Annotated in this window: 2 protein-coding genes (1 of these 2 only partly in view); both read left to right on the plus strand. The window is 75.1% G+C overall.

All coding sequences use genetic code 11. From position 1 onward, the window contains the following. A protein-coding gene (locus tag AB0J40_RS34635) for a type I polyketide synthase (RefSeq protein WP_364461747.1) crosses the window boundary here: on the plus strand, nt 1-5,090 show its 3' end. Its footprint begins 19,111 nt before the window's first position; 5,090 of the gene's 24,201 nt are visible here — the last part of the coding sequence; its start codon lies beyond the left edge, outside the window; it ends in the stop codon at nt 5,088-5,090. Further along, complete coding sequence (locus AB0J40_RS34640) at nt 5,087-14,008, plus strand: type I polyketide synthase (RefSeq protein WP_364461750.1); 8,922 nt, start codon at nt 5,087-5,089, stop codon at nt 14,006-14,008. Before AB0J40_RS34635 ends, AB0J40_RS34640 begins: the two co-directional genes overlap by 4 nt. Nucleotides 14,009-14,011: the final 3 nt, after the last annotated feature.

Consider the following 14,011-nt stretch of genomic DNA (forward strand, 5'->3'; position numbering starts at 1 on the left):
AGTGGACGCCGAACGGGCACCCGCGCCGGGCCGGGATCTCGTCGTTCGGCGTGAGCGGCACGAACGCCCACGTGCTCGTCGAGCAGGCTCCGGACGAGCCCACGGTGGCCGAGCCGGCGTGGTCGGGTCCGGTGCCGTGGGTCCTTTCGGGACGGTCCGAAGCCGCACTGCGGGCCCAGGCCGCCCAGCTCGCCGACCGGCTCGAAGCGGAACGGCCTGCCGACGTCGGCTGGTCGCTGGCCACCGGGCGCTCGGCGTTCGAGCACCGCGCGGTGGTGATCGGCACCGAGACCGAAGAGCTGTTGCGAGGCCTGCGTGACCTCGTCGACGGACCGCTCCCCGGCCCGATCGGCGAAGGCCGGATCGGGTTCCTGTTCACCGGGCAGGGCGCGCAGCGGCTCGGCATGGGCCGCGAGCTGTACGACGAGTACCCCGCGTACGCCGAAGCGTTCGACGCGGTGTGCGCGCACTTCGACACCGAGCTGGACCGGCCGCTGCGGGACGTCGTCTTCGGCGACGAGGAGCTGCTGAACGAAACCGGCTACACCCAGCCCGCGCTGTTCGCGGTCGAGGTCGCGCTGTTCCGGCTGCTGGAGTCGTGGGGCGTGCACCCCGAGTACCTGGCCGGGCATTCGATCGGCGAGCTGGCCGCGGCGCACGTCGCCGGCGTGTTCTCCCTCGCCGACGCGTGCCGCCTGGTCGCCGCGCGGGGCCGGCTGATGCAGGCCCTCCCACGCGGCGGCGGGATGCTGGCCGTCGCCGCCACCGAAGACGAGGTCACCCCGCTGCTCACGGACACGGTGAGCATCGCCGCGATCAACGGACCGTCGTCCATTGTGGTCTCCGGCGACTTGGACGTCCTCGACGGGATCGAGCGGCACTTCACCGTGCTGGGCCGCAAGACCAAGCGGCTCACGGTCTCCCACGCGTTCCACTCGCCGTTGATGGAGCCGATGCTGGCCGAGTTCGCGAAGGTGGCCGGGCGGATCACCTACGCCGAATCGGCCCTGCCGATCGTGTCCACGGTGACCGGTGCGGTCGCGTCCGTGGTCACACCGGAGTACTGGGTCGGCCAGGTGCGCGCGGCCGTGCGGTTCGCCGACGCCGTCACGACCCTGCAGGGCCTGGGCGTCAACCGGTTCGTCGAGATCGGGCCGGACGCCGTCCTCACGCCGTTGGTCGACGCGGACGTGGTCGTGCCCGCCCTGCGCGCGGGCCGCGACGAGCGGGCCACGCTGCTGGCCGCCGTCGGCGAGCTGCACGTCCACGGGCAGAGTCCCGAGTGGACGGCCGTGTTCGCCGGGACGGCGGCCCGGCGGGTCGACCTGCCGACGTACGCGTTCCAGTACCAGCGGTTCTGGCCGCACCTGACCGGGCTGCCGGTCGGCGACGTCACCGCCGCCGGCCTCACCGCCGTGGACCACCCGCTGCTCGGCGCGGCGGTGTCCGTGGCCGGCTCCGAGGAGGTGCTGTTCACCAGCCGGCTCGCGCTGTCCACACACCCGTGGCTGGCCGGGCACGAGGTCATGGGCCAGGTGCTGCTGCCCGGCACGGCGTTCCTGGAGCTGGCCGTCCGCGCCGCGGACCAGGCCGGCTGCGCCCGCGTGGCCGAGCTGACGCTGGCCGCGCCGCTGGTGCTGCCCGAGCGCGGCGGTGTCCAGCTGCAGTGCTCGGTCGGCGCGCCCGGCGAGGACGGCAGCCGGGCGTTCACCGCGCACTCGCGCGGCGAAGGTGCCGAAGAGTGGGTCCTGCACGCCACCGGCTTGCTCGCCGTCGAAGCCGGCGACCCCGGCGAGCCGCTGACCGAGTGGCCGCCCGCGCAGGCGGAACCCATTGGCGTGGACGATTTCTACGCCACCTACGCGGCCGGCGGGTTCGCCTACGGGGACGCCTTCCGCGGCCTCACCGCCGCGTGGCGCCACGGCGACGACGTCTACGCCGAGATCGCCCTGCCCGAACCCGCTCGCGACGACGCGCGGCGCTTCGGGCTGCACCCGGCGTTGCTCGACGCCGCCCTGCAGGCCCTGCTCTACCTGCCCCTGGCGGGCTCCGGGCAGAGCCGGCTGCCGTTCTCCTGGTCGGACGTCACCCTGCACGCTTCCGGCGCCGCCGCGCTGCGCGTCCGGCTGAGCCTGGCGGGCCCGGACGCACTGGCGCTGACCATCGCCGACACCGCGGGCGCCCCCGTCGCCACCGTGGGTTCGCTGGCCATGCGCCAGGTCTCGGCCGAGCTGCTGACCGAACCGAGCAGGCTGCGCGACTCGCTGTTCCAAGTGGACTGGATCCCGCTGACCGGCTCGTCCGAACCGGACACCGGAACCTGGGCGGTGCTCGGCCCGGACCCGCACAAGCTCGGCGTCCAGCTCGGCACGGCGGGCCCGCTCAAGTCCTATGTGGACCTCGACGCGCTGGTCGCGGAAGGCGGGACGCCACCCGAGGTGGTCTTCGCGCCGCTCGTGCCGGACCGGGCGGCGGACCTGCCGGGCGCGGTCCGCGCGGCCACCGGCCTCGTCCTGACGACGGTGCAGCGCTGGCTGACCGAGGACACCCTCGAAGGCGCGAAACTGGTGTTCGTCACCTCGGGCGCGGTCGCGCACCGCGGTGAGGTGACCGACCTGGCCAACGCCGCGGTCTGGGGCCTGGTCCGCTCGGCCCAGGCCGAAAACCCCGGCCGGTTCCTCCTGGTGGACGTCGACGGCAAGGAGGCGTCCTACGGCGCGATCCCCGCCGCTCTCACCACCGGCGAACCGCAACTGTCCCTTCGCGACGGTGAACCGCACGCGGCCCGCCTGGTGCGCGCGGAAACCGCGGGCGGGGTGCTCGCCGCGCCGGCCGACGGACCGTGGCGGCTCGACGTCGTCGACAAGGGCACCCTCGAGAACCTGACCCTGCTGCCGTGCCCCGAGGTCGAGGGCCCGCTGCCGGACGGGCACGTGCGCATCGCGGTCCGCGCGGCGGGCGTCAACTTCCGCGACGTCCTCAACGCGCTCGGCATGTACCCCGGCGAGGCCGGGCAGCTGGGCCTGGAAGGCGCGGGTGTCGTCACCGAAGTCGGCGCGGGGGTCACCGGGCTCGCCGTCGGTGACCGCGTGCTCGGCATGTTCGCCGGCGCGTTCGGCCCCCTGGCCGTCGCCGACCAGCGGCTCGTCGCCCGCGTCCCGGACGGCTGGTCGTTCGCCGAGGCGGCGTCCGTGCCGATCGTGTTCCTCACCGCCTACTACGCGCTGGTCGACCTCGGCCGCGTCCGGCCGGGGGAGACGGTACTGGTCCACGCCGCCGCCGGCGGGGTCGGCATGGCCGCGGTCCAGCTCGCGAAGCACCTCGGCGCCGACGTGTTCGGCACCGCGGGCGCCGGCAAGTGGGCCGCCCTGCGCGACCACGGCCTCGCCGACGACCGGATCGCGTCCTCGCGGACCCTGGACTTCGAGGACCGGTTCCTCGCGGCCACCGCGGGCCGGGGTGTCGACGTCGTCCTCGATTCCCTGGCCGGCGAGTTCGTCGACGCGTCCCTGCGGCTGCTGCCCCGCGGCGGCCGGTTCCTGGAGATGGGCAAGACCGACGTCCGCGATCCCGCCGTCGTCGCCGGGGACCACCCGGGCGTCGCCTACCGGGCGTTCGACCTCATCGAAGCCGGCCCGGACCGGATCGCCGGAATGCTGCGGGAAGTCCTCGACCTGCTCGGGAAGGGCGTGCTGCGCCCGATCCCGGTCACCGCGTGGGACGTCCACCGCGCCCCGGCGGCCTTCAAGCACCTCCAGCAGGCCAAGCACGTCGGCAAGGTCGTGCTGACCGTGCCCGCGCCGCTCGACCCCGAGGGCACGGTCCTGATCACCGGCGGCACCGGCGGCCTGGGCGGGCTGCTGGCCCGGCACCTCGTCACCGAGCACGGCGCGCGGCACCTGCTGCTCACCAGCCGCCGCGGCCTCGCGGCCGACGGGGCGGCCGAGCTGCGGGACGAGCTGACCGGCCTCGGGGCGACCGTCACCGTGGCGGCCTGCGACGCGGCGGACCGCGACGCGCTGGCCGCGGTGCTCGCCGGGATCCCCGCCGAGCACCCGCTGCGCGCCGTCATGCACACCGCCGGCGTGCTCGACGACGGCGTCATCGGCTCCCTGGACGCGGCCCGCCTGGACAAGGTGCTGCGGCCGAAGGTCGACGCCGCCGTGCACCTCGACGAGCTGACCCGGCACGCCGACCTGACCGCGTTCGTGCTGTTCTCCGGGGCCGCCGGGCTGTTCGGCGGTGCCGGGCAGGCGAACTACGCCGCTGCCAACGCCTTCGTCGACGCCTTCGCCACGCACCGGCACGCCCGCGGACTGCCCGCGGTGGCGCTCGCGTGGGGGCCGTGGTCGGCCGACGCCGGCATGACCAGCGGCCTGACCGAGACGGACCTGAGCCGGATGGCCCGCGCGGGGCTGCTGCCGCTGTCCGCCGAACTCGGCCTCGCCCTGCTCGACGCGGGCGTCGCTGCGGGCGAAGCGGCGGTGGTGCCGATGCGGGTCGACCCGGCCGCGCTGGCGTCCTCGGGCGCGCCGCTGTTCCGGGAATTCGCCACCGCGCCGGTGCGGCGGGCGGTCGCTGCGGTCGCCGAGGCCCAGCCCGCCGGACTGGCCGAGCGGCTGGCCGCGACCCCGGTCGCGGACCGCGAGGACCTCGTCGCGGACCTGGTGTCCGGTCAGGTCGCCGCGGTGCTGGGCCACGCGTCCACAGTGGACATCGATCCGGCGAAGGCGTTCTCCGAACTGGGCTTCGACTCGCTCACCGCGGTCGAGCTGCGCAACCGGCTCGGCGCGGTCGCAGGGAAACGGCTGCCCGCGACGCTGGTGTTCGACTACCCGACGGTCCGCGAGCTGGCCGGCTACCTGCTCGCCGAGATCGCGCCGGCGGCACCGTCGGCGGCGGGGGCCGTCGACGAGCTGCGCACATCCCTCGCCGCGCTGCCCGAAGGCTACGAGGGCCGGGACGAGATCACCGAGCGGCTGCAGAGCCTGCTTGCCTGGTGGACCGGTGAACCGCAGCTGGACGACGAAGTGGCAGCTGCCTCCGCCGACGAGCTGTTCGACCTGATCGACAAGGAGTTCGGGGCGTGACCTCCGACAACGAGAAAAAGCTGCTCGACTACCTCAAGAAGGTCACCACCGACCTGCGCGCGGCGAACCAGCGGCTGCGCGAGGTGGAGGAGCGCGACGCCGAACCGGTCGCGGTGATCGGGCTGGGCTGCCGGTTCCCCGGCGGCGTCCGCACCCCCGACCAGCTGTGGCAGCTGCTGGCCGACGGCGGCGACGGCATGGCGGGCTTCCCCGCCGACCGCGGCTGGCCCGCGGCGCTGTACTCCGGCGACGCCGAGCAGGCGGGCACCAGCTACGTCCGCGAGGGCGGGTTCGTCTACGACGCGGCCGAGTTCGACCCCGGCTTCTTCGGGATGAGCCCGCGTGAGGCGCTGGCCACCGACCCGCAGCAGCGGCTGCTGCTCGAAACGGCGTGGGAGACGATCGAACGCGCCGGCATCGACCCGCTGTCCCTGCGCGGCACGAAAGCCGGGGTCTTCGTCGGCGGCACGTCCACCGGCTACGGCTCCGGCCTGACCGCGCTGCCCGACGGCGTCGAAGGACACCTGCTCACCGGCAACTCGACCGCAGTGATCTCCGGCCGGGTCGCCTACCAGCTCGGGCTCAAGGGCCCGGCGGTCACCGTGGACACGGCGTGCTCGTCGTCGCTGGTCGCCCTGCACTGGGCGGCCCAGTCCCTGCGGCGCGGCGAGTGTTCGCTGGCGCTGGTCGGCGGGGTGACGGTGATGTCGACGCCGGGCATGTTCCTCGAGTTCAGCCGCCAGCGCGGGCTCGCGCCCGACGGGCGGTGCAAGCCGTTCGCGGCCGCGGCCGACGGCACCGGCTGGTCCGAGGGCGTCGGGCTCGTACTGGTCGAAAAGCTGTCGGACGCCCTCGCCAACGGGCACCCGGTGCTGGCCGTGGTCCGCGGCTCGGCGGTCAACTCCGACGGCGCGTCCAACGGGCTCACCGCGCCCAACGGCCCGGCCCAGCAGCAGGCCATCCGGGCCGCGCTGGCGAGCGCCGGGCTCGCACCGTCCGATGTGGACGTCGTCGAGGCGCACGGCACGGGCACCACCCTGGGCGACCCGATCGAGGCGCACGCGCTGCTGGCGACCTACGGCCAGGACCGCGACCGGCCGCTGTGGCTCGGCTCGGTGAAGTCGAACATCGGCCACACGCAGGCGGCCGCGGGAGTCGCCGGCGTGCTCAAGATGATCCTGGCCATGCGGCACGGGCTGCTGCCGCGCACGGTCCACGTCGACGAGCCGTCGCCGCACATCGACTGGACGGCCGGGCGCGTCGAGCTGCTCACCGAGAACGTCTCGTGGCCGGCCGGGGAGACTCCGCGCCGGGCCGGCGTGTCGTCGTTCGGCATCAGCGGCACCAACGCGCACGTGATCCTGGAGAGCTACGACTCCGCGCCCGCCGAGGCGACCGCGGTGGACGGTGTGGTTCCGCTCGTGCTGTCCGCCCGGTCCGCGGAAGCCTTGCGGGAGCAGGCCGTCCGACTGCGCGAGCACCTGACGACGGGCCCGTCGCCGGCGGACACCGCGTTCTCGCTGGTCACCGGCCGGTCGGCGTTCGAACACCGGGCGGTGGTGCTCGCCGCCGACACCGCTTCGGCCGTGAGTGCGCTGGACGCGGTGGCAGCCGGTTCGCCGCATCCGTCCGTGGTGGACGGTGTCATCGGCAAGGCGGGCAAGACCGCGTTCCTGTTCTCCGGCCAGGGTTCCCAGCGGATCGGGATGGGTGCCGGGCTGCGGTCCGCCTTTCCGGTGTTCGCGTCGGCCTTCGACGCGGTGTGCGCGGAGTTCGGCTTGCCCTTGGCCGAGGTGATCTCGGGCGGGTCGCTGGACGACACGGGCTACACGCAGCCCGCTCTGTTCGCGGTCGAGGTGGCCCTGTTCCGGCTCCTGGAGTCGTGGGGCGTCCGGCCGGACTTCCTGGCCGGGCATTCGATCGGCGAGCTGGCGGCGGCGCACGTCGCCGGGATCCTGTCGCTGACCGACGCCTGCACGCTGGTCGCCGCGCGGGCGCGGTTGATGGCGGCCCTCCCGCCCGGCGGGGCGATGGTCGCCGTGCAGGCGACCGAAGCCGAGGTCGGGCCCCTGCTGGGTGAGCGGGTGAACCTCGCCGCCGTCAACGCGGCCGGCTCGGTCGTCCTGTCCGGCGACGAAGCCGCGGTCCTGGCGGCGGCGGCCGAACTGGCCTCGCGCGGGCGCAAGACCAAGCGGCTCAGCGTGTCGCACGCCTTCCACTCGGTGCTGATGGAGCCGATGCTGGCGGAGTTCCGGCAGGTCGCGGCCGGGCTGACCTTCTCGGCGCCGCGGCTGCCGATCGTGACCGGCGGGACCGCCGACCTGACCGACCCGGAGTACTGGGTGCGGCACGTGCGCGAACCGGTCCGGTTCGCCGACCGGATGACGGACCTGCAAGCCCGTGGCGTCACGCGGTTCGTCGAGGTCGGCCCGGACGGGACCCTCGCCGGGATGGCCGGCGTGCCCGTCGTGGCGGTGCTGCGGGCGTCGCGGGACGAACGGGAGTCGGCGCTGGCCGCGCTGGCCGAGCTGCACGTCCGGGGCGGCGCGCCCGACTGGACGGCGCTGCTCCGGGGCGCCCATCGGGTCGACCTGCCGACGTACGCCTTCCAGCACGAACGGTTCTGGCTCACCTCGCCGGAGTCCGCCGCGGTCGCGGACACCGACGCGGACGACTTCTGGTCGGCGGTCGAGCACGAGGACCTCGCCGCGGTGACCGACGCTCTGGACGTGCCCGCGGAGACACCGCTGAGCGATGTCCTCCCCGCGCTGGCCGCCTGGCGCCGCCGCCGGCACGAAGAGTCCCTTGTGGACCGGTGGCGTTACCGGGTCGCCTGGCGACCGGTCACCGGGACGACCGCGACCCGGCTCTCCGGCCGCTGGCTTCTGCTCGCGACGGAAAGCGACCTGGCCGCGGGCCTGCGGGCCCGGGGTGCGGAGGTCGTCGAGCTGTCCGACGTCAGCGCGTTGGCGGAGGTCGGCGACGAACCCGCCGGGGTTCTTTCGGCGCTGGGTGTGGCCGACACGCTGGCGCTGATCCAGGCGCTGGGCACGCGCGGCTGGTCCGCGCCGCTGTGGTGCCTGACCCGGGGCGCGGTGTCGACCGGCAAGTCCGACCCCCTCGACCACCCGGAGCAGGCCCAGGTGTGGGGCCTCGGCCGGTCCGCCGCCGTGGAACACCCGCGCCGCTGGGGCGGTCTGGTCGACCTGCCCGGGCAGCTCGACGACCGTGGTCTCGACCGGCTCTGCGGAGTGCTCACCGACGGCGCCGAGGACGAGGTCGCGATCCGGCCCTCCGGCGTCTTCGCGCGCCGGCTCGTGCGCGCGCCGCTGTCCGGCGACTGTCCCGAGTGGACGATCACCGGGACGGTGCTGATCACCGGCGGCACCGGCGCGCTCGGCGGCCACCTGGCGCGCTGGGCGGTCGAGCGCGGCGCGTCGCGCGTCGTGCTGGCGAGCCGCCGCGGCCCGGCGGCGACCGAACCGGCGATGCCCGAGATCAGCGTCGTGGCCTGCGACTGCGCCGATCGGGACGCGGTCACCGCGCTCGTGGCGTCCCTGCCGGACCTGACCGCCGTGGTCCACGCGGCGGGCGTGCTCGACGACGGCGTGCTCGACGGGCTCACCCCCGAAAAGCTCGACCGCGTGCTGCGGGCCAAGGCGGTCTCCGCCCAGGTGCTGCACGAGGCCACCGCGGACCGCGAGCTGTCGGCGTTCGTGCTGTTCTCCTCACTCGCCGGCACCGTGGGTTCGGCCGGGCAGGGCAACTACGCCGCGGCGAACGCCCACCTCGACGCGCTGGCCGCGTACCGGCGGGCCCGCGGGCTCCCGGCGACGTCGCTCGCCTGGGGGCCGTGGGCCGACACCGGGATGGCGGCCGACGCCGCCGTCCGCGACCGGCTGCTCCGAGGCGGTCTCACCCCGCTCGACCCCGAACTCGCGGTGGCGGCGCTCGACCGGGCGCTCGGTGCCGGGGACGTCACGGTGGCGCTCGCCGACGTCGACTGGCCCGCCTACGGCCCCGCGCTCACCGCGGTGCGGCCGAGCCGGCTGCTGACCGAACTGCCCGAGGCGGCCGGCACCGCGGTGGCCGAACCGTCCGATGTGGACATGCTGACCCTGGTGCGCCGTCAGGTCGCGGCGGTGCTCGGGTACGCCGACCAGGTCGCGGCGGACAAGTCGTTCAAGGACCTCGGGTTCGACTCGCTGACCGCCGTCGAGCTGCGCAACCGCCTCGGCGCGGCCACCGGCGCGGACCTGCCCGCGACGCTGATCTACGACTACCCGACGGCCGCCGACCTGGCCGCGCACCTGGCGGGCACGTCGAGCGAACCGCCGGTCGTCGAGCGGCCCGCGGTGTCCACCGAGGATCCGATCGTCGTCGTGGCGATGGGCTGCCGGTTCCCCGGCGGGGTGCGGACGCCGGAAGACCTGTGGGAGCTGCTGGTTTCCGGACGCGACGCGGTTTCGGGCTTCCCCGCCGACCGGCACTGGGACATCGCCGGCCTCGCGGCGGCCGGGGTCGTCACGGGCGGCGGCGCGTTCGTCGACGGCGTCACGGAGTTCGACCCGGCCTTCTTCGGCATTTCGCCGCGCGAGGCACTGGCGATGGACCCGCAGCAGCGGCTCGTCCTGGAGACCGCGTGGGAGACCCTGGAACGCGCGGGCGTCGACCCGGCCGGCGGTCCGGACGTGGGCGTGTTCCTCGGGACCAACGGGCAGGACTACCCGGCGGTGCTCGCCGGCTCGGGCGAGGACTTCGGCGGGTTCGTCGGCACCGGGAACGCGGCTTCGGTCGTCTCGGGCCGGGTGTCGTACGTGCTGGGCCTCGGCGGCCCGGCCGTCACGGTGGACACGGCGTGCTCGGCGTCGCTGGTCGCGCTGCACCTGGCGGCGCAGTCGGTGCGCGCGGGGGAGTGCGCGATGGCACTGGCCGGCGGTGTGACGGTGATGGCGACGCCCGGCGCGTTCGTCGAGTTCTCCCGCCAGGGCGGGCTCGCGGCGGACGGCCGCTGCAAGGCGTTCGCCGACGACGCGGACGGCACGGGCTGGGGCGAAGGCGCCGGCGTCGTGCTGGTCGAACGGCTGTCGGACGCGCGACGGCTCGGACACCCGGTGCTCGCGGTGCTGCGCGGCTCGGCGATGAACCAGGACGGCGCGTCGAACGGGCTGACCGCACCGAACGGCCCGTCGCAGCAGCGGGTCATCCGCTCCGCACTGGCTGCCGCCGGGCTGGCTCCGTCCGATGTGGACGCTGTGGAGGCGCACGGCACCGGTACCGAGCTGGGCGACCCGATCGAGGCACAGGCGCTGCTGGCGACCTACGGCCGGGACCGCGCCACGCCGTTGTGGCTGGGGTCGCTGAAGTCCAACATCGGGCACACGCAGGCGGCGGCGGGGATCGCCGGGGTGATCAAGATGGTGCTCGCGCTGGAGCACGGCCTCCTGCCGAAGACGCTGCACGCGGACCGGCCGTCCCGGCACGTCGACTGGACCAGCGGCGCGGTGGCGCTGCTGACCTCCGAGCAACCCTGGCCGCCTGGGGAGCGGCCGCGCCGGGCGGGCGTTTCGTCGTTCGGTTTCAGCGGTACGAACGCCCACGTCATCCTCGAGGAGCCGCCGGCGCGGGACGTCACTCCGGTCGAGGCCGGTGTCGTGGCCTGGCCGCTGTCGGCGCGGTCGGAGCCGGCGCTGCGGGAGCAGGCGCGCCGGCTCGCGGCCTTCGACTCGGACGCCGCTCCGGCCGACGTCAGCCTGACCCTGGCCGGCCGGGCGGCGTTCGACCACCGGGCGGTGGTGACCGGCGCGTCGCGCGCGGAGCTGCTGGCCGGGCTGACGGCGGTGGCCTCGGGCGGGAAGGGCCCGGGCGTCGTGACCGGTCAGGCCGGCTCGGGGGCGACGGGGATGCTGTTCGCCGGGCAGGGTTCGCAGCGCGTCGGGATGGGGGCGGAGCTGTACGCGCGGTTCCCGGCGTTCGCGGACGCGTTCGACGCCGCGTGCGCGGTGCTGGACCCGGCGCTGGACCGGCCGTTGCGCGAGGTCGTGTTCGGCGACGCGGTGGCGCTCGACCAGACGGGGTACACGCAGCCGGCGCTGTTCGTGTTCGAGGTGGCGTTGTTCCGGCTGCTGGAGTCGTGGGGCGTCCGGCCGGACTACCTGGCGGGGCACTCGATCGGCGAACTGGCCGCGGCGCACGTCGCGGGGGTGTTCTCGCTGGCGGACGCGGGCACGCTGGTGGCGGCGCGGGCGGGCCTGATGCAGGCGTTGCCGCCCGGGGGCGCGATGCTGGCGGTGCAGGCCGCTGAGCAGGAGGTTCTGTCGGTCGCGGCGGGCCGCGCGGACCTCGCCGCGGTGAACGGGCCGCGGTCGGTGGTCCTGTCGGGCGAGGGCGACGTCCTCGCCGAGATCGCCGCGGAGCTGACGGCGCGCGGGGTGAAGTCTAGGGATTTGCGGGTCTCGCATGCGTTTCACTCGGCTCGTATGGACGCGATGCTGGAGGACTACGCCGAGGTGGCGCGCGGGATCGGCTACGCCGGGCCGCGCGTGCCCGTGGTGTCCACGGTGACCGGGCGGGTCGCGGACGAGCTGACGGACCCGGGGTACTGGGTCCGCCAGGTACGCGAGCCGGTGCGGTTCGCCGCGGCGGTCGAGACGCTGCGTTCGGCCGGAGTCACGCGGCTGGTCGAGCTGGGTCCGGACGGGACGTTGTCGGCGCTGGCCCCGGGATGTGTGCCGACGGTGCGCAAGGACCGGCCGGAGGTCTCTTCGGTGTTGCTGGCGTTGGGGTCGTTGCACGTCAGCGGGCAGGCGGTGGACTGGGCCGGGCTGTCGTCCGGGACGCGGAAGGTGGCGTTGCCGACGTACCCGTTCGAGCGGCGGGTGTTCTGGCCGGAGCCGGTGGTTTCGAACGGGTCGCCTTCGGACGCGTGCCGTTACCGGGTGTCGTGGCGGCTGGTGGCGGATCGGCCGCGGGCCGGGTTGACCGGCCGGTGGCTGGTGGCGGTGCCCGCCGGGTTCGACGGTGACCCGCTGGTCAAGGCGGTGCTGTCGGCGCTCGCGGAGGCGGGGGCCGAGCCGGCGCCGGTGCTGCTGGGAGAGGCCGACCTCGACCGAGAGGCGCTGACCGCGCGCTTGCTGGCGGGCGCCGGTGCCGAGTCGACGCTCGGCGAAGCCGCCCGGGGGTCGGTTGCCGGTGCGGGGCCGGTGCTCGGCGGGGCCGCCCGGGGCTCGGTTGCCGGTGCCCAGCCACTGCCCACCTCGCTCGCCGAAGCCGGTCTCAGCCCGGTCACCGGCGTTCTTTCCCTGCTCGGCCTGGCCGTCCACGCCACGCCCGGCCTCCCGTCCGTCCCCCTCGGACTCGCGCTGAGCACCACCCTCGTCCAGTCCCTCGGCGACGCCGGCCTCACCGCGCCGCTGTGGCACCTCACCTCCGGCGCCGTGGCGGTCGACGGGGAAACCCTCGTCGACCCGCTGTCCGCCGGGATCTGGGGCCTCGGCCGGACCGCCGCCCTCGAACACCCCGACCGGTGGGGCGGCCTCGCCGACCTGGCCGCCGACCCCGGCGACCCCGAGCTGGCCGGCCTGATCGCCGCCCTGGCCACCCCCGGAGGGGAGGACCAGCTCGCCATCCGCCCCGCCGGCACCTTCACCCGCCGGCTCGTGCGCGCCCCGATCACCCCCGCCGAGCCGTGGACACCGCGCGGGACCGTGCTCGTCAGCGGGGGCACCGGCGCGCTCGGGGCCGAAGTCGCCCGGTGGCTGGCCCGTACCGGTGCTCCCCACGTCGTGCTCGCCGGGCGCCGCGGCCCCGCCGCTCCGGGGGCCGCCGAACTCGAAGCCGAACTCCGTTCGCTCGGTGCCGAAGTCACCGTCGCCGCGGTCGATCTCGCCGATCGGGACGCCGTCGCCGGACTCCTCGGCACCCTTCCCGATCTCGACGCCGTCGTGCACGCCGCCGGTGTCCTCGACGACGGCGTCCTCGATTCCCTTACCCCGCAGCGGCTCGCGACCGTGCTGAAGGCCAAAGTGGACTCGGCGCGAAACCTCGACGAACTCACCCGCGACCGGGACCTCTCCGCCTTCGTCCTGTTCTCCTCCCTCGCCGCCACCCTCGGGGCGGCCGGGCAGGGCAACTACGTCGCCGCCAACGCCGTCCTCGACGCGCTCGCCGAACACCGCGCCGGGCTCGGCCTGCCCGCCACCTCGATCGCCTGGGGCCCGTGGGCCGGGGCCGGCATGGCCGCCGGGAACAGTTCCCGCGCCGAACGCGGCGGCATCCGTCCGCTGGCACCCGCCCTGGCCACCGCCGCGCTGCACCGCGCGCTCACGGGTGGCGAGCCGGTCGTCACGGTCGCCGACTTCGACTGGGACCGGTTCCGCGCCGGGCGGCTGTTCGACGAGCTGCCCGAAGCCAGGCAGGCCACCCCGGAAGCGGACTTCCGCGCCAAGCTCGACACCCTGACCGGGCCCGAACGGGACCGCGCGCTGCTCGAGCTGGTGCGCGCCGAGGTCGCCGCCGTGCTCGGGTACGCCGGTCCGTCCACAGTGGATCCCGGGCTGGCGTTCAAGGAACTGGGCCTCGACTCGCTCACCGCGGTCGAGCTGCGCAACGGGCTCGCCGCCGCCACCGGTCTGGCCCTCCCCGCGACGCTCGGCTTCGACTACGCGAACCCGGCCGCGCTCGCCGCGCACCTCGGCCGCGAACTCGCGCCCGCCGACCCGGCCGAAGCCGCGCTCCAACGCATCGAAGCGGCCTTCGCCGACCTGACCGCCGAGCAGGGCACCCGCGTCACCGCCCGGCTGCAGGCACTGCTGGGCCGGCTGGGCGCGGAGCCGGCGGAAAGCACGCGGCAGAAGCTCGAGACGGCCAGCGAAACCGAGATCTTCGACTTCATCGACAACGAGCTGGGACTCGCGTGACGG

Origin of the sequence: Amycolatopsis sp. NPDC049691 (genome assembly GCF_040675005.1) — a bacterium.
GTDB lineage: Bacteria > Actinomycetota > Actinomycetes > Mycobacteriales > Pseudonocardiaceae > Amycolatopsis.